The 18,552-nt window shown below is 46.9% G+C and carries 12 protein-coding genes and 2 pseudogenes; 8 read left to right on the top strand and 6 right to left on the bottom strand.

Annotated features, from left to right (window positions below):
• Positions 1–141: helix-turn-helix domain-containing protein (locus QUB56_RS33780; protein WP_332960717.1), on the bottom strand; the 141-nt coding region annotated here is incomplete at its 3' end.
• 392 nt (positions 142–533) lie between these two features.
• Here QUB56_RS33780 and QUB56_RS33775 point away from each other — a divergent pair.
• A pseudogene (locus QUB56_RS33775) lies at positions 534–781 on the top strand (IS1 family transposase); the annotation flags it as partial.
• Positions 782–889: 108 nt separating this feature from the next.
• Here QUB56_RS33775 and QUB56_RS33770 read toward each other — a convergent pair.
• Positions 890–1,423: a GxxExxY protein gene (locus QUB56_RS33770; protein ID WP_332960715.1), complete on the bottom strand. Its 534-nt coding sequence runs from the start codon at positions 1,421–1,423 to the stop codon at positions 890–892.
• 32 nt (positions 1,424–1,455) lie between these two features.
• Between QUB56_RS33770 and QUB56_RS33765 the strand changes: the two genes are divergently transcribed.
• The 6 genes from QUB56_RS33765 to QUB56_RS33740 all read left to right on the top strand — a co-directional run bounded on the left by QUB56_RS33765 (position 1,456) and on the right by QUB56_RS33740 (position 11,671).
• A complete protein-coding gene (locus tag QUB56_RS33765) occupies positions 1,456–2,661 on the top strand; it encodes a 4-hydroxy-3-methylbut-2-enyl diphosphate reductase (RefSeq protein WP_332960714.1) in 1,206 nt (401 codons plus the stop codon).
• Between the two features lie 860 nt (positions 2,662–3,521).
• Positions 3,522–5,480 carry a CHASE3 domain-containing protein gene (locus tag QUB56_RS33760; protein ID WP_332960713.1) on the top strand — a complete coding sequence of 653 codons (1,959 nt, stop codon included), beginning with the start codon at positions 3,522–3,524 and terminating at the stop codon, positions 5,478–5,480.
• Complete coding sequence (locus QUB56_RS33755; protein ID WP_332960712.1) at positions 5,443–5,904, top strand: response regulator; 462 nt, start codon at positions 5,443–5,445, stop codon at positions 5,902–5,904. Before QUB56_RS33760 ends, QUB56_RS33755 begins: the two co-directional genes overlap by 38 nt.
• A 177-nt stretch (positions 5,905–6,081) precedes the next feature.
• On the top strand, positions 6,082–7,557 hold the full coding sequence (locus tag QUB56_RS33750) for an ATP-binding protein (RefSeq protein WP_332960711.1): 1,476 nt from the start codon (positions 6,082–6,084) through the stop codon (positions 7,555–7,557).
• Positions 7,558–8,101: 544 nt separating this feature from the next.
• Positions 8,102–11,020 carry a response regulator gene (locus QUB56_RS33745; RefSeq protein ID WP_332960710.1) on the top strand — a complete coding sequence of 973 codons (2,919 nt, stop codon included), beginning with the start codon at positions 8,102–8,104 and terminating at the stop codon, positions 11,018–11,020.
• A gap of 153 nt (positions 11,021–11,173) precedes the next feature.
• Entirely contained in the window at positions 11,174–11,671 is a 498-nt protein-coding gene (locus QUB56_RS33740) for a hypothetical protein (RefSeq protein WP_332960709.1), read from the top strand.
• Between the two features lie 66 nt (positions 11,672–11,737).
• On the opposite strand, the gene QUB56_RS33735 is transcribed toward QUB56_RS33740, so the two are convergent.
• From QUB56_RS33735 to QUB56_RS33725, 3 genes are all read right to left on the bottom strand, one after another.
• Positions 11,738–12,103 (bottom strand): response regulator transcription factor, encoded by a 366-nt coding sequence (locus QUB56_RS33735; RefSeq protein ID WP_039886668.1) that lies wholly within the window; start codon positions 12,101–12,103, stop codon positions 11,738–11,740.
• A gap of 321 nt (positions 12,104–12,424) precedes the next feature.
• Positions 12,425–14,761 carry a polysaccharide biosynthesis tyrosine autokinase gene (locus QUB56_RS33730; protein ID WP_332960708.1) on the bottom strand — a complete coding sequence of 779 codons (2,337 nt, stop codon included), beginning with the start codon at positions 14,759–14,761 and terminating at the stop codon, positions 12,425–12,427.
• Positions 14,762–14,896: 135 nt separating this feature from the next.
• The gene (locus QUB56_RS33725) at positions 14,897–16,381 is read right to left on the bottom strand and encodes a polysaccharide biosynthesis/export family protein (RefSeq protein ID WP_332960706.1); all 1,485 of its coding nucleotides are present in this window, start codon (positions 16,379–16,381) and stop codon (positions 14,897–14,899) included.
• Positions 16,382–16,798: 417 nt separating this feature from the next.
• On the opposite strand from QUB56_RS33725, the gene QUB56_RS33720 reads away from it, so the two are divergent.
• On the top strand, positions 16,799–18,217 hold the full coding sequence (locus tag QUB56_RS33720; RefSeq protein ID WP_332960705.1) for an O-antigen ligase family protein: 1,419 nt from the start codon (positions 16,799–16,801) through the stop codon (positions 18,215–18,217).
• A 208-nt stretch (positions 18,218–18,425) separates the two neighbouring features.
• Here QUB56_RS33720 and QUB56_RS33715 read toward each other — a convergent pair.
• A pseudogene (locus tag QUB56_RS33715) lies at positions 18,426–18,552 on the bottom strand (transposase); the annotation flags it as partial.

Raw genomic sequence — 18,552 nt, 5'->3', positions numbered from 1 at the left:
TTGAATGAATTGTTGACTATATTGAGTGATTCTGTCATTAAGACACCAGTTGAAGTGGCTTCGCAGCATATCTACCCCATTGGATATTTTTAATTTTTGTGTTTGATTTGGTCGCAACTTGTAGACATAGTTTGTTAACAAGTTCAACTCCTTCTTTTTTTGGGGTACTGTTAGTATACAGTGAAGTGATTGCGTGTTTGTATCTTTTACATTTCTTCAACAAAGAGGGCTTAAGGCTTATACTTTTACTTGCAAAGCCGTCCTATAAGGACGGGGTTTTAAACCCATTTATTTGATAAAATGCCGGCCGGATTTTGACATTAAATCACAATATCAGGATTTACGCAACTGGCACAAAGGTCTCGTTGCGGCTGCGCTGCAACATCGATAACTGGATGCCTAAATTAGAGAGTCGCCTCCCTAACTTAGGCATCCACCTATTACGCCATTAAAAGCTCAACTGAGAGCATGAAATTTCTGATCGTCACTCACGTCAAGGTATCGCTCAAGGGCTGACCAAGTTTTGTGGCAGGAGATGCTACTTTTACGTCACTGATGGTTGGAGTGTTTACCCAGGCTTCATCCCAGCCGGAGACCAGATTGTGAGCAAAACGTATATGACACGGGGCGACGAGGGAGATAACACGGGCGTGGCGGCACTATCTCGCAAGGCTGCATCGTAAGAGTTTGTGCTATTCACGCGTTAGAGGAAATGCTGAGGCACTCAGTTCGGTTGCTAATGCACTACCTAAAATTTAGATATGTGCCTGTCTTCACCTAATTCATCCCGCTATTGAGCAACGCCGTTTTTTTAACGAACCGATGAAAGGATCCTTATGCCAAGCCGCGCGTAAGCGAAGCGGCTCGAAGAAGGAAGAGGAAGAAGCGGTTAAGATGAGAGAATTATGCGTTTGATGCCTTCTTTGAGGATCGGAACGTTGAAGTCGATCGGAAGGCCTAGGGTGTTTTTAGTCATTTTAATATAAGAGATAACTTGGGCTTCATTGATGGGAGCTAGCTTTTCGACAGCTTTTAATTCGACAATCAGGATATCGCCAACCAGAAAGTCTAATTGACATAAGCCAACTCGATAACCTTTGTAGGTGATTCCTAGTGGCTTTTTAGGCTGACAAGCTATCCCCCGCCTCCGAAATTCAACTTCTAAGGATTCCTGATACACTGATTCTAAAAATCCTGACCCCAAAAGCCGATGCACCTCAATAGCGGCCCCAATCGCTCTATAAGCCAACTGTTCTACCTGTTCGCCCAATTGTCTCATTCTTCTTTCTTCTTCCTTCGCGTCCTTCGCGTCTTCGCGGTTCATTCCTTCTTCGCTCTCCAGGTGTCGATCGTATAAATAGCATATCCCCTCGAACCTACTGAGCCAATAATCGCGATCGCACCCCAGGCATTCTAAAATCAAAGGTAATTAACCTAGATTTCAACTCGATACGCATGGATACTAAAGCTTTTAAACGATCGCTCCAACAGTCTGAAAACTACCACCGCAAGGGTTTCGGACACGAAGCTGAGGTAGCTGGGGTGATGCAGACGGCTTATCAAAGCAGTCTGATCCAGCAAATTCGCGACAATAATTACAGGCTGGAACGCGGCGCAGTCACGATCCGGCTGGCTCAGGCTTTTGGGTTTTGCTGGGGGGTGGAACGCGCTGTAGCTATTGCTTACGAGACTCGCCAGCATTTCCCCTCGGAACGGATTTGGATTACTAATGAGATTATTCATAATCCCTCTGTAAATCAGCATTTGCGCGATATGGAGGTTGGTTTTATTGCTGTTGAAAAGGGATTGAAAGATTTTTCGGTTGTCGATAGGGGTGATGTGGTAATTTTACCGGCTTTTGGGGCGAGCGTGCAAGAAATGCAGTTGCTTAATGATAAGGGCTGCAAGATTGTTGATACTACTTGTCCTTGGGTTTCTAAGGTTTGGAATACTGTTGAGAAGCACAAGAAGAGGGATTATACTTCGATTATTCACGGTCAGTACAAGCACGAAGAAACTGTGGCGACGAGTTCTTTTGCTGATAAGTATTTGATTGTGCTGAATTTACAGGAAGCTGAATATGTCAGCAATTATATTTTGCACGGGGGGGATAGGGCTGAGTTTCTAGCTAAGTTTAGTAAGGCTTATTCACCTGGTTTTGACCCGAACCGGGATTTGGAAAGGGTGGGGATTGCTAACCAAACTACTATGCTCAAAACTGAGACAGAGGATATTGGCAAGTTGTTTGAAAGGACGATGATGCGGAAGTTCGGACCGGAGAATTTGAACGAGCATTTTCAGAGTTTTAATACTATCTGCGATGCAACTCAGGAACGGCAAGATGCTGTGTTGAGTTTGGTTGACGAAAAGTTGGATTTGATGCTGGTGATTGGGGGTTTTAATTCTTCTAATACTACGCATTTGCAGGAAATGGCGATCGACAAAAATATTCCTTCTTATCACATTGATTGTGCGGAGCGAATTTTACCGGGAAATCGGATCGAACACAAGCCTTTGAGGGGAGATTTGGTCGTAACTGAAGGTTGGCTACCGGATGGTAAAATTGTGGTGGGCGTGACTTCGGGTGCTTCTACGCCTGATAAGGCTGTTGAAGATGCGATCGATCGAATTTTGGCGATGAAAGCCGCTGCTGTTGTCTAATTATATTGTTTCTGCACTGCACTGGGCATCATAATTTTCTCAGTGCAGTGCTTGCGCGATCTCGTTTCCGGTTGCATCACAATAATAAAATCGAGTCAACAGTTAACACTCAACCATTGAGTTTTTCCACCCGCCCGTCAACAGTCAACAGTCAACAATCACGGACGGTGCAACCGGAATTGATATGATTCCTCGCTCCTGACATAGCTCTCACGTCAGCCAAGAGAGTATAATTCCGATATCACCGGATTTTGAGCTTCAACTAATTTCAACCGCTGAATTCTCCGCACTTACTCGATCGCTGGCCTGGATGATACTCTTCACCCGCTAATCGCTCCTGTCAATTTCCCCCCTGCCTCCAACCGATTATTTTTTTTATAAATTTATTAAAAATTCGCCTTTTTTTTGGGGTAAAAACCTTGACGTGGCTGGCTCGATCGGGTATTATTTAATAATGGGAATATTGGCAAAAATTAAATTTACATTACCACTCCCATTATCTAAAATATACTCCAAAAATAAAGTTAAGTCAATAGGTAAAAACTCTTTTCTTTGCGCCGCGATTTGAAACTGTGAAAGCAGCACGATCGATGCCATAAAACATGGTGAATAAAGCTTTGTTGACCATTCTAGATTGTGTGGCGTCTGCCTGAATCACGAGACGCAAGAAAGCGATTTATGGCATCTCCGACTTAAGGGGGATGCGAGGAAAGTCTAAACTAAACTAAACACAAGATCGATCGCACATTTGATCCTTAAATTTATAGGCTTTGGCCGCCGGCCAGCGGACGCCACAAATTCGCTTAGTCTGAATCCCGCTAAAATAAAGAAAAAAGCAGGACTCGCGTGCCGATCATTTCATGAAACAATCGCTGACTAGCCAAATTACCGCAGGCATCGGAATGGCATTGGCCCTGCTAATTTTGAATGCAGCAACTTCCTACCGCAACACTCTCAAGTTACTCGAAAACGAACGCTGGGTAAGCCACACTCACCAAGTTTTAACCGAACTCGAAGCCACGCTTTCCACCTTAAAAGATGCTGAAACCGGACAGCGCGGTTATTTGCTGACGGGAGAAGAACGGTATTTAGAACCGTATCACAGCGCGATCGCCCGCATCAACCAACAAGTAGTCGGATTGCATCAGCTAACCGCTGACAATAACCGGCAGCAACAGCGCATTCGCGACTTGAAAATTGCGATCGACTCTAAATTAGCCGAACTTGAAAAAACCATCAATCTGCGACGCGAACAAAACTTAGAAGCAGCCCTGCAGGAAGTAAAATCCGGTAGGGGAAAGCAAATCATGGGCGACATTCGGCAGCAGATAGCCACCATGACTGCCGAAGAAACTCAGCTATTGCAGCAGCGCGCCCGAGAATCTCAAGCGAGTGCTAATTTGACAATCCTGGCTTTTACCGTTGCCTCTTTAGTAAATTTCCTGTTGATGGTGCTGGTTTACTATTTGGTGAAGCGCGATCGAACTTTGCGCGACAATGCCGAAATCAAGCAAAATCAACTGTTAGAACAGCTAGAACACGATCGCCACTCCCTAGAATTAACCAAAGAACGTTTCCGCCGCGCCATTCTCGACGCCCCGCTGCCAATTATGCTGCACGCTGAAAACGGAGAAGTTTTGCAAATTAACAGCGCTTGGACAGAACTCTCAGGCTACCAACACTCAGAAATTCCCACAATAGAAGATTGGACAGAAAAAGCTTACCACAGCCGTAAATCGCTAGTGCAAGCAGATATCGATCGGCTGCACCAATTAAACGCGCGCATTTCTGAAGGCGAATATATGATTGCCACAGCCAGCGGCGAAACTCGAATTTGGGAGTTTTATTCCGCACCTTTAGGTCAGCTTTCCGACGGCAGAAGTTTAGTAATTAGTACCGCCATTGACATAACTGCACGCAAACAAGCAGAAGCAGAAATTCGGATGCTCAACGCTACCTTAGAACGGCGAGTAGAACTCCGCACCACTCAACTTCAAGCAGCTAACGAAGAATTAGAAGCTTTCGCCTATACCGTCGCCCACGATTTGCGTGCTCCCCTGCGGGGAATGCAGGGATTAGCTGAAGCTTTATTAGAAGATTACCGCCACCTCCTCGACGAACTCGGTCAAGAATACGCCCAGCAAATTGTTAATTCTGGGCAACAATTAGAAGAATTGATCCAAGATTTGCTAGCATACAGCCGCCTCAGCCGCGCTGATTTATCGCTGCAAGTTTTAGAGTTAAAATCTGCTGTTGCCGAGGCAATTGCTATGGTACAAGCCGACGCTAAATCCAAGCACGCTCAAATCAGTGTTCGATCGCCCTTGCCTGCGGTAATTGCCCACCGCGTTACTTTAGTTCAAGTAATCGCAAATCTCCTCACCAATGCTATAAAATTTGTGGAAGGCGCACCGCCCCAAGTACAGATCTGGGCTGAGGAAATTGAGCTGCCTCAAGAGGGAGAGACAGACAGCGAGACAGCCGGAGAATTGGAAAGGGGAACAGTGGGGCAGTGGGAGCATTCTCAACTACTGATTGCCAGTTGCCTATTGCCAGTCCGCACAATCCGTCTGTGGGTAGAAGACAACGGCATCGGTATTGCTCCAGAACATCAAAAACGCATTTTTCGGGTTTTTGAACGGCTGCACGGTATTGAGACTTACCCCGGAACTGGTATAGGATTAGCTATTGTAAAAAAAGGAGCCGATCGCATGGGCGGTCAAGTAGGGGTGGAATCTCAATTAGGACAAGGCAGTCGATTTTGGATACAACTGAGGAAGCATGAGGCAAACGCAGACGATTTTACTGGTGGAAGATAACCCCGTTGATGTTTTGTTGATGCAGCGGGCTTTTCGGAATGAGGCTTTTGCTAATACTTCGCTGCAAATTGTCCGAGATGGAGATGCAGCGGTTTTTTATTTAAATGGTGACGGAGAGTACAGCGATCGCGACCGCTATCCTTTACCTGCGATAATTTTACTAGACTTGAAATTGCCCAGGCGATCGGGTCACGAGGTTCTGGTTTGGCTGAAGCAGCACCCGGAACTAAAACGCTTGCCGGTGGTTATGCTTACTTCTTCTAGGCAAACACTTGATGTCAAGCGAGCTTACGATTTAGGGGTGAATTCTTATTTGGTTAAACCGATCGGGTTTGCTTCTTTGTTGGAAATGATGCAGAGTTTTAGGGAGTATTGGCTCAACTATACGGAACTGCCGGAACCTAGAGAATTTTCGGGTTTGTAGTGGCGGTTTCCCGGTTTTTCTTCCTCGTTTCCTCGTTACCAGACTCTTCCTGGTAAGGAGGAAATTAAGTTTCTACTCAGGAAGCCCGTCCTCTATCATCTTAGAGGGGCGACCTCCAACATTTTTATAAGCGATCGATCCTCCGTCTATCTGAAAGCTAAATTATCAATAGTTAAAGTGATACACATTCTGGTTATTGACGATAACCCAACGGATCGGCTGCTTGTCAAACGCGAGTTAGAGCGGCAATTCTCGCAATTGCAAATAACGGAAATTGGCGACGATAGGTTCTTCGGGGAAGCACTGAAACGAGGCGGATTTCATCTGGTAATTACCGACTACCAACTACGCTGGACAAATGGTTTAGATGTGCTTAAAACTATCAAATCCCGTTATCCAGAATGCCCGACAATAATGTTTACGAATACTGGCAACGAAGAAATTGCTGTAGAGGCGATGAAATCCGGATTGGATGATTACATTATCAAGTCGCCGAAGCACTACATCCGGCTGGGCGTTGCGGTTCGCGCCGTGCTCGATCGAGTTGCCGCCTGGCAACGAGTCGCCCGACTGGAAAATCAACTTAATTCTCTGCTAGAACGCCTAAATGTCGGAGTTTTTCGAGCGAGTTCCGAGGGGCAGCTTTTGGAAAGCAATCAAGCTTTTTTGCGCTTGTTTGATGCCAGCAATTTAGCAGATGTCCAAGGGATTTATCTGCAGCAATTGTTTTTGCAGCCGCTAGATTCAGGGGAGTCTCGATCTCAAAACCTCGAAATTACATTTCCTTTGGCAGACGGTCGAGTAAAATGGATTCGGTTTACTCAATATCTCTACAGCGCAGAAGGTGAAAGTACGATCGAGGGATTGGTTGAAGATGTTACCGAACTCAAGCAGGCCGAACTTGCTTTGCGCGAATTTAATGAAACTTTGGAAGATCGAGTCAGAGAGCGTACTGCTGAGTTAGAAGAAGTTAACGCACAGCTCGAATCGTTTACCTATTCAGTTTCTCACGACTTGCGCGCTCCTCTGCGGGGAATTTCGTTTTTTGCGGAAATGTTGCTCAAAGATAAAGTTAGCGACTTGGATGCTAGCGCACAGGATTACTTGTACCGGATTGCGGACGCTGCAAGTCTGATGAATACTTTAATCGAAAATTTGCTAGAGTACAGCCGCCTCAGCAAAGCTAACTTGCCGCTAAAAGCAGTCTCTCTTAATTTAATTGTGGCTCGCTCGATCGCGCAACTAGAGGCCGAAATTGCCCAAAAACAAGCTCGGATAACGGTTGTCGAACCGCTACCTGCAGTGTTGGCACATCCTTCTACACTGCTGCAAGTCTTGGCTAACTTGCTCTCCAATGCTATTAAGTTCGTCCAGCCTGGGATAGAGCCCCAAGTGCGAGTTTATGCAGAAGCTGAGGAGGAATATGTATATCTTTGGGTAGAAGACAACGGCATTGGTATTGCCGAAAAATTTCAAGATAGGATTTTTGGGTTGTTCGATCGCCTGCACGGTCAAGAAGTGTATCCAGGGACGGGAATCGGGCTGGCGATAGCGAACAAAGGAGTCGAGAGGATGGGCGGTGCGATCGGGCTGGAATCGACTCTGGGAACCGGCACCCGATTTTGGGTAAAATTGCGCAAGTGCGATCGTTGAAGAAGCAAGTTCGGCAATGGATTTACAGATGAGGTTTTAGGGAAGAGGTTGTTAACAGCAATATTCTGCCGCAGCTCAAACAATCAATCAACCCGCTTCTTCACACCACAACACATAATAAATAAGTAGTATAGTAAGAGTTAAGTGATCTCTTGCACCGTTTCCGCCAGCTCAGGCTGTATAACCAAGAATTTCAAAGGTGGTACCCGCCACGTGATTTATCCGTGGAATCAATCCCAAATCTCAAATCGAAAATCCTCAAGAAAGAGCATTTATCCGTGGGGTCAATCTAAAATCTAAAATCTAAAATCTAAAATCGATTGACCTGTTCTACAACAACTTAATTAATTTGTTTGTGAGCACGCCCTAAACTGCTGGTTGATGATATTACAAGCTGTAAGCTCTAATAAAATATAAGCAAATACAATCAACATATTTGTCATTCTAATTAACCAGCCAAGTAAATATTCAAATTATCGAGATTGCTTAATAACATATTCTTAGATTGAAAAATGTTTGCGCCCCTACAAAAAGTAAAAGCCCAATGCTGTCTATTCTGTTGATCGATGACAACCCGAACGATCGCCTGATGATAGATCGAGAACTGAGGAAAACTTTTCCCGATTTAGAAATTAAGTCGGTTATTGATATCCAAACTCTCGAAAAAATCCTGAGCGCCGGGGGTTTTGACATAGTAATTACCGACTACCAACTGCACTGGAGCGACGGATTAACTATTCTCCACAAAGTTCAAAGCCACTATCCAAACTGTCCGGTAATTATGTGTACGGACAGCGGCAGCGAAGAAGTGGCAGTCGAAGCTATGAAAGCGGGTTTGAGCGATTACGTATTCAAAGGGCGGCACTTCAAGCGGCTGGCGGGAGCCGTGGGCGAAAGCTTGAAAAAACAGCAGTTGCGCGAGAACTACGCGAAAACGTCGGCGCAGTTAGCAATTTCGGAGGAAAGGCTGAGGTTGGCGATCGAAGCCTCGAAAATGGGAACTTGGGATTGGAATTTATTAAATGGCGAGGTCGTTTGGTCCGAGGGACACGAACTGTTATTGGGGTTGGAAAAAGGCAGTTTTGCGGGAACTTACGAAGCGTTTTTTGCCTGCATTCACCCGGATGACCAAGCCTCGATCGCCCGGGCTGTTGCCTTTGCTTTAGAAAACAAAATAGAATACCAATACGAATTTAGAGTTGTGTGGCCCGACGGCAGCTTGCACTGGATCGCGAGTAGGGGCAAGTTTTTTGATGATGATACGGGTAAATCGGCGCGATCGATCGGCGTGGTTTGGGATATTACCGACCGCAAATTATCGGAAGCGCGGCTGCAAGAAAGCGAGGAAAATTTGCGCTTTGCTCTAGAAGCAGCTAACACCATCGCTTTTACCTGGGATGTAGCATCGGGGGAAGTCCGCCGTTCGTCCAATGCCGAAACACAGATGGGTTTGGGCCCAGATAGCACCTGTGGTACTTTTGAGCAAAAAAAGAATGCTGTGCATCCAGAAGACCGCGAAAGGTTTTTGGCAGATTTGGATGCAGCACTCACGGGCACGGGAGTTTACGAGTCGGAATACCGCAAAGTGCGACCCGACGGCTCAGTGATTTGGCTTCACGACAAAGGGCGGATGGTTTTTGACGCATCGGGTACACCCCGAAGGCTGTTCGGCGTGGCGATCGACATTACGGACCGCAAACAGTTACAATACGAGCGCGAGCGGGCGTTGGCGCGCCAGCAGTCGTATTTGCGCCGCCTGCAAAAGTTAACCTCCGCGTCAGTTGCCATCAACTCCACACTGTCGGTGGGAGAAATACTTCAGTTAGCAGCAGATAGCGCCCGCCAAATTCTCGAAGTCCACCAGGTAGCGGTCAACCTCGACCCGAACGCCAACTGGGATGCGGGAATTAGCAAGTTTTCCATGTCAGAAAAATACGCCGCGTGGCAAGATTACTGCCAAGATCCAGACGGTACGGGCATTGACGAGGAAGTGTGCCAGCAGCAACAGGCGATGCTTCTAACTCAAAGCGAGTTAGAAGCTCACCCGGCAAAGCAGGGGTGCGGCCAGGCTGCGGGCAAGCACCGGCCGATGGGGGGGTGGCTGGCGGTACCGCTAACGGCTCGGGACGGCAGAAATCTGGGATTGATTCAGTTGTCGGACAAGTACGAGGGGGAGTTCGCCGAAGATGATGAAACTATTTTAATGCAGTTGGCTCAGACGGTGTCGGGGGCGATCGATAATGCCCGGCTTTACGAGGAATCTCAGCAGGCAAATCGCATGAAAGATGAGTTTTTGGCAACTCTTTCTCACGAGCTGCGATCGCCCTTAAACGCGATTTTGGGCTGGGCGCAACTGCTGCGCCACCGCAGTTTTAGTCCGGCTGCTACTGAGCGGGCTTTGTCCACTATTGAGCGAAATGCTAAATTGCAAACTCAATTGATTGATGATTTGCTGGATATTTCTAGAATTATTCGCGGCAAGTTGACTTTGAATCCTTGTGCGGTAAATTTGATTTCGATCGTCGAAGGGGCGGTGAATACGGTGCGGTTGGCCGCCGATGCTAAGTCGATCGATTTGCGGTTTGCAATTATAGATTTGGGCGGGGAAACTGCTGAATTGAACGAGCCCGGGGAGGTTTTTGGCAATCCTGAATATCAGTTAAATCCGAGATTTTGGGTATCAGGAGATCCCGGCCGCTTGCAACAAGTGATTTGGAATTTGCTGACGAATGCGATTAAGTTTACGCCGCCCGGGGGGCGAGTTGAAATCCGGCTTTCGAGAGTGGATTCGGAGGTTGAGCTGGCTGTTACCGACACGGGAATTGGGGTGGCTGCGAATTTTTTGCCTTACGTGTTTGAGTCTTTCCGGCAAGCCGATGCTACGATTACTCGCAATTATAGCGGTTTGGGGCTGGGTCTGGCGATCGTCCGGCAGTTGGTGGAACTCCACGGCGGCACGGTTTGGGCCCAAAGTCCGGGACTGGATATGGGATCGACTTTTAGTTTCCGTCTCCCTTCGATGCAGGTAAATTCGATGGTGGGCGAGGAAGCGCAGGTTTTGGCTGGTGCTGGTAATTTACTGGGAGTTAAGGTTTTGCTGGTTGATGACGAGGTTGATTCGCGGGAATTTATGAGGTTTGTCTTGGCAGATGCCGGGGCCGCTGTCAGGGTTGCATCGTCTGCTGCTGAGGCGTTTGAGGTGGCCCAGCAGTTTGGACCGGATGTGTTGGTCAGCGATATCGGGATGCCGGAGGAAGATGGCTATTCGCTGCTACGAAGGCTGCACTCAAAGAACACCGAGGCCGGGAAATTTTGGGCGATCGCTCTAACGGCTTATGCTAGGGATGAAGACCGCGATCGTGCTTTTGCTGCGGGTTTCGACGAGCATCTATCTAAACCTGTGCAGCCCGATGTCTTGGTAGAGACTATAGTTAAGTTGAGGCAGCAAGCGCTAACAACTTAAAAAACTCAATTAATAATCGGTAAAGGGGAATTGGTAATTGGTAATGGGGAATTGGTAATTGTTCGTCGCGAAAGAAACTGGTTTCTTTATTATGTGTAACACTTTAGTAGTTTGGGTTAATATGCTAAGATATCCAAAAACCACGGTAATTAAGTGGACAAACTTCAGACAGACATAGAAGCAATTTACTCTCAGATTGAGGAATTGCGCCGGGAACGCCAGCAGCTTAGCAATGCCGCGATCGCCCCGGCTGGGGATTCGCCCCAAGCGATCGCCGATGCTTACCGCCGTCACGCGAGGGAAACGGCACAAGTGTCGGCAGAAGTCAAGGGGATTGATGATGCGATCGCTGCTCTGTCTGCTCAACTGAGTCAGAAAAAGCAGCAGTCGGTAAACTTGCAAAGAAGCAGTCCGATGGAGCAGCAAGTTGAAGAAGGAAGAGCGCAAGCGAGGGGACACGCGGAACGGATTAATGAACTGGCGGCCGAACTGGCGGCGGAAGTGAAGGGACTCAAAGCCATCGCCGACCAAATTAGTCCCAGCTACTGGCAGGTTTATTATAAGCCTTTTATTACTGGTTTTAAGAGTATTTCTGTTCCCTACGTGCGCTCCGACGGGGATGTTTGGACTATTGTCAATCGAGTAGTTTAGAGAGACTGCGGGAGCAGAAATAAGAAGCAGTCAAGACAATTTTTTTCCTGTCCCTATTCCTGTCCCTCAACCCCGCAGCAGTTGTTTAATAGTGCCGACCAATTCCTGAGGGTGAAAAGGCTTGGCGATGTAAGCGTCGGCTCCCTGTTTCATTCCCCAGTAGCGATCGAACTCTTCGCTTTTGCTCGAACACATTACCACTGGCAAATTCTGAGTTTTAGGGTCGCTTTTGAGCCGGCGACAGACTTCGTAGCCGTTCATCCGGGGCATCACGATATCCAGAACGACTAAATCCGGGCGGTTAGCCTTGATTTGCTCTAGAGCTTCTACGCCATCACTCGCTACCGTGACGTTTAGTCCTCTACCTTTGAGCAAGTCGGCGATCATCTCCCGCAGAGTGACGCTATCATCAACAACCATAACTGTACTCATAGAATAATCCCTACCAAGTTTCTGGGTTGAAACGTTCACATTAACGTTTACACTAAAGTTCACCTTCAAAAGTGTCTTTTCCTGATTGAGATTGCGCTCTGCTAGATGTAGTTTACCCACTTTTGCTCATTTCTCAATCATTTTCTGAGTAATTATCGCAAAATTAAAGCTCCGCGCAATCTCGGTTGACACACGAGGCTCTGTCAGTTAGTCTATCATTTTCTTTCTCAAATGGTACTTTTATCAAAAAATGAGGGTGTAGCTTGGTTGTGCGTTTCCGGTTGAGGACGGCGGTCGAGCGCCGCCTGCATCAAAATTTGTCTAATTAGGATTTTTTGTACCTAAAGCCGATAGTTTTTCGTCGTAGAGCGTCTTTAAAACGACCGGGCGCTGACGGTAGCTGTGACCGGAGTTTTTGCAGCCGTTAGCAACGATTCCCAAGACGGAAGCTCCAGAAATTTTTAATTCTTCTAAAACTTTACGAACTTGCGATCGGTCGGTTTTCCCAATTTGCACGACCATGATCGTAGCGTCTGTGTGAGCTGCGATCAAGTGGGTGTCTGCCAAGCCTGCTAGTGGTGGGGTGTCATAAATCACTAAGTCAAAAAATGCTTGAAATTGCTCCATCAGATAGTGCATTTTTTTGGAAGAAAGAAGCTTGATGGGATCGGGGGGAATTTGACCGGCGGTGAGTACGAACAAATTGTCTTGGTTGGGCGCTCGCTGAATCGCGTCGTTGAGGCTCATGTCTGTGGAGATGGCATTGCCCAGGCCGCGCACGTTTGGCAGTCCTAACTTAGCGTGCAGCTGCGGGCAGCGTAAATCTGCATCTACTAACAATACTCGCTGTCCGACTGCTGCTGCTGTGGCGGCCAGGTGCAAAGCTACTGTAGATTTGCCGTCTCCGGCTACGGCCGAGCTGACTAAGAGCGATCGAATCGCCCTGTCTGCACTGAGCAAGTGAATGTTCGTGTAGAGAGAGCGAAATGCTTCTAAAAATTGATAGTCCAAGTCGCTCAAAATACTTCGCCCCCCGAGCATCGCAGCAGTAGGTTTAGCTTCGCCCGCTTCGACTACTTCCACTTTGGAGTTCGAGTGAGCCGGTGTGAGTTTCCTTGGTCTGGCTGGCGCTCGGCCCTTGACTTTTTTGGTAAACGGAATCACCCCTAGTATCGGCAGTTTTGTGGCCATTTTCATTGATTCTGGACTGTGGAAAACAGTATTTAGTACCTCTACGAGCAAGCCGACTGCTATGCCCACCAGACCGCTTAAAATTACGGCCAGTACTAACTGTTTTTTAGTTTGTTTGACGGTAGCTGTTATAGGCCTGCCGAATTTGTCTAGCGGAATTTCCGGAGGAGTGATCAGCACCCAGGGTATTTGCTGCTGAGCCGCATCGATCCGCAAGGCTTCTCGTTTTGCCAAGAAGTCCGAAAAACTCTTAGTAACTACTTGCAGTTCCCGCTGTAAATTGTCGTATTGTCGCGTTGTCACTGAAAAAGTTCTAATTTTTTGGTTGAGATCCTGTTGCGAAGCAGTCATTGCGCGATCGCGCGCTTCCAATTCTTTGATTTGGCTCTCCAAATTTCCCATCACCACTTCTTTTGCTTGTTGAGTGGCGGTTAAAATCAGTTCTTCCCTACTTTTTCGCAGTGCTAAAACTGGCAAACTGTCTTCTCTGTACTGAGCTAATTTCATTGACAAATCCGAGTCTATTTTCTGGATTTGACCTAACAGTCCACCGTAAGCTTGTCCTTGGGTCATCAGCACGCCCTGGGGATTATTTTCTTTGAGTGAATTTTGATAATTTTGGTAGAGGTTGCGCATTCCTTTTAGTTGTACTCCCATTTGTACTTGCTGGTTCCTAATGCTTTGCACTTGTTCAGAAAGAGATTTTCCTTCTAACTGGGGGTCAAACAAGTTGTTCTGCTGGCGAAGTTTTTGCACTTGCAGCTGCAAAACTTCGACTCTTTCTCGGAGCTTGGGCATTTCCATATCTATAAATTTAATGCCTTGATTAATGCCAGTCAGTCGCTGCTGCAAGCTGTACTCTAGATAAGCTTTAGAAACTTTATCCAATACGCGGTAAATTTTGTCTTTGTCTGAATCTTTGTAGTTAACTTCTAAAATTTTTGTGCCTTGTTGTTTGCCATCTTTGCTGTAGCTGATGCGATTGATCGTCAGTTTTGACATCATTTCGCTGTAGGTTATTTCGGGATTCGTAGCGCGCAATTCCTCAAGCACGGGCTGCATCATTTTAGGGCTGCGCAAAATCCTAATTTGGGTTTCGTAGTCTACTAAGCTAATTCCTTCTATATTAATTTTTGCTAAGTCTGCAGCAACGGTGTTGTCTAATTGTTTGGATAGCAAACCTTCAGCGGTGGCAGGTTCTACTAACAGAGAAAAGGAGCCTTCATACTCGATCGTTATCTTTTTAGACGAGATGATGATCGCTGTTCCTGCGAGGGCACTCAAAGCAACGGTGGCTGCTGCCATGACCAGGAAGCGGCGGCGCAGGACGCTTAAGAGCCAGGACAAGTCTAGCTTTTCTTCCTCTGTATCCTCTACGAACTTATCTCTGTAGTTCTGAGCCGAGAAGTCCGGCAGTTTGCCATTGGATTTGGGTGCGAAGTGTTGGTAATCTTGTCTGCTATCCATATTCAGCCTGGGTATTTTTGAGGTTGATATTTTTGAGGTTGATATTTTTGAAGCTGCCGCGTCGCGGCTGGGGAATCTTATTGTTTAGTTTATTCTAGCCTTTGCCAGAAATTATCCACCTCACCAGCCGCGTTCTTACCTGAATAAAGATCGGAAAATGTTTATAAAATTTAACACTCCGGTAGCTGGCCCGACAGGCCCGATTACAGTGTTCATGCGGTCTACCAAGTTGGCGAGACCGCTGCGGGATACGATAATCATGTCGTTGTTGCGAAGTTGAGGATTGATCTCTTCGTTAATTCCTTGAGTTAAATCGACTTCGATCGTCCGTTTAGTAGCTGTACCGTCGTTATTGAGGCGGACCAACTCAACTTGATTCCTTCTAGCTCTGGTATTCTCGTAGCCAAAAAATCCTCTGGAAATTAAAGCTTGATTCAGCGTGGCATTAGCTGGGAGCCTCACCGGCTCGATGGGTGTTCTGACTTCTCCTACTACATAAACGTCAATGCTGGGGGGAGAAAAGTTAGTGGTAGCGATCACGCCAGCTTCTGCTGGGTTGACGATCGTGGCTTTGGGCACGACGATCGTGTCTCCCTCCTGGAGGATGGTATCTTGGGCGCCGTCGCCGGACTCCAGGAACTGCCACAGGTTGACTGGGATAATTTGTTCGCCTCTTCTGGTGACGCGACGCACTTGGATTTGCCGGATGTCGGCATCGGAGGTGATGCCGCCGGCGAGCTGAATGGCCCGGATGACGGTGGGGAAGCCTTGGAGGCTTTGGCTGTTTGTGGTGTTGCCGCCGATGACGACGTAAGCCCCCGGGCGGGTGACTTGGCCGACGATCGAGATCGATCTAGGTTTTTCTGGGGGCGGCGAAAAGTTGGCTGTCGCAAATTGGCGAGCTTCTGCTTGGTTGAAGTTGGCGATTGTGGGAATCACGATTGTGTCTCGGTCTTGCAAAATGATGTCTTGAGAGAGGTCTCCTTCTTGCAGAAATTTCCACAGGTTGACGTTGAGCACTTGATCCGGGCCGTCTGGTTGGGGACGGCGGACGCGGATGTTGCGGATGTCGGCAACACCCGTGACGCCTTCTGCAACTCTGAGCGCTTGGGTAACGGTGGGGTACTGGATACTCGGCGCGACTCCCGGGCCAGAAGTTAGGGGAATCGTGAAGTTTCCAGGCCTGGTAACTTCTCCGATAACGCCCACGTTGAGGGGGCGGGCGGCGACGAGGCTGACTGTGACTACGGGATCTTTGAGGACGCGACGGTAGGCATTGCGGATGAGGTTGGTTGCTTCTACTAAGGTGCGCCCGCGGATGGAGACCAGGCCGATCAGGGGCAGGTTGACTGAACCGTCGGAAAGGACTTCGTAGCCGCGGGTGAGGTCGGGTACTTCGAGTATTTCTACTAGAATGCGATCGCCACCGCCGAGTTTGTAGCTTTCGGGCGATCGTCGAAGGCCGCCAGATTGTGCAATGACAGTTTCGGGCCGCAATCGCACTTGTGCCGCCGCAGCGACGGGAAATCTGGCAGCTATAATACCGTTGGCGGCGATCGCGCACAACGTCAAACTCAAGACTGGCGCGGTGATTTGTTTAGGAAAATCGGCCTTAACCACAAGCTACCTCTTTTCTTTTGGGTTCCTTCATTAGTTTAATCCCTCACAATTCAAATGCCCTCTCGATCGCAGCTACAAGGAAACAAAAATCAGCAACAATTGTCAGCGCCCGGTGAAGCCTCTAGATTTTCCTTCCCCGACTCAGCTTGAGAAAAAAAAAAACCAGGATGCAGCCGGATGCCTTTTAGCTTCTTTGCTGTTGCGTATCTAAGTCCGCATATTTCAATCAATATCGTTGAATTCTCGGGCACCCCGACACTCGGACGAGGGGACTCGGACGGGGGACAGCAACAGACAATTTAGATGCAACGCAGCCCGCGCCAAGGCGATCGGGCGACAACAGCCTGGGTTTCTTGTTAACTTGGTGGAGTTAGTCGGCTGCTCAATTAATATTTTTCTTAAAAATGGTAGAAATTTATGGCCAGAATGATTAGGGAGTTAATTTTCGGCAATAATTTATTGCTGGGTTTATTGGTGTCTGTGGCACTGATTAGCACGCTTGTGATTTTTCAGTTAGCGGCCAACAAAAAATTAGGTTTGCTCTGGGAAAAATGGTTTGCTGTTTTTTACATATTCATATCTCCCCGTGTCACCCTGGTTCCGTTTAACTACCTACATTTTGCCAATCTGGCTACTATCGATGGCAGTAATGTTTCTCAACTTCCCTGGTTTTTTTATCCCTGGGTAATATTTGTGTTGTCAGGGAGATTTATTAGTTTTTTCAAAAATCAATTTGTCGAAGCCATATCATTTTTAGTTTTGAGAAATCCTGGCTTTTCGGTGTATTGTTTGCTGCCAATAACATCGACGCTGTGGTCGCTAGTTCCCGATACCACGCTGAAAGCCGGGATAGCATTTACAGGTTTTACAATTTTTAGTTTTTATGTGGGTGCACGATATGAGTGGCCCGAATTATCTGTGTTACTGCGGTGGGGCTATACCTTCATGGGTATAGTTAGTGTTTTGGTGCACCCGAATGTGGGAAAAGAATTTGAAGGAATTACAATTCATAAAAATCTTTTCGGCAGCCTCATGGTTGTGAGTACAGCACTTTGGTATCTGCACTATTCCCAAAGTGCTAAAACTCCCAAAGAACGCTGGATAGCTCTGGCGTTCATGTTGTTTTCCTTTTATTTGGTAAGAGCTAGTAGCTCGGGGGGTTGTCTAGTTAATAGTTTGATGCTCATAGTTGTAGTGTCATCTTTAAGTTTTTTGAGCAGGTTAAAGTTTCAATGGGCTTTTACTTGTATTGTCGGCTTTACGGTCTTGGGTATTATTGCCAGCGTTTATATCATAGACAACTTAGAGTCTATTGTTGTCGGGGGATTGGGGAAAGATTTGACTTTGACAGGGCGGACAGAGTTTTGGCCGCAATTGATTGACGCGGCGAATCAGCGCCCTTGGTTTGGCTATGGATTAGATGGCTTTTTTCAGCAAGAAGAAATTGGCGCTCAAACTCCAGCTTATTTCATATATACTCACAATGGATTTAACCCAAAAACTGCTCACAACGGTGCTATATCAATATTGCTATCTTTCGGTTATCCGGGACTTGTCTTAATTTTAGCCTCCCTGTTTACTAATCTAATTTTGGCAGTGCGACAACTGAGCCGCAGCCCGCTATCTCAATCGGGAATACCGATTATTTACTTGGTGTTTACAATAATGAATAACATTACTGAAGGCTCTTTAGGTGAGATGGGGAATGCTTGGTTTGCTTACGTGTTATTAACAGTTAGACTCTGTATCGATAGTAGCAAATCTCCATCCAGCAACCGCCGCATTTACGGACGGGATTTGCCGTCCCCATCTGAATCCAGATTGAATTCCCATTAATTTGCAGAAGTGAAAAATCGATAGAACTATGATATACTATATTAATGAGCCTGGTTTTTAATTAATTTCCCAGCGCTCGAAAAGTATATTTATTTCTGATAAAGACTCAAAACTTCTGTTCTACCCAACCTAGTATGTAAAACTAACTAGCAAAATGCCAATGTAAGAAGCTCCTCAGAATAAAGTTGTCAAAACTTCTAAACCCCTAAGCTTTTCTTTTGATGAGCTTTAATTTGTTATTAATTCCTTCCACAACTTCTTGAGTAGTCCTCCGATCAAAATACGCAATAATTTGTCCAATCCACCTAATAATTGTCCTACAGCTTTTGGGGAAA

The organism is Microcoleus sp. AR_TQ3_B6 (assembly GCF_036702785.1).
Lineage (GTDB): Bacteria > Cyanobacteriota > Cyanobacteriia > Cyanobacteriales > Microcoleaceae > Microcoleus.
Note: the sequence above shows the minus strand (reverse complement) of the source record. Positions and strands in the feature narration are given on the sequence as shown.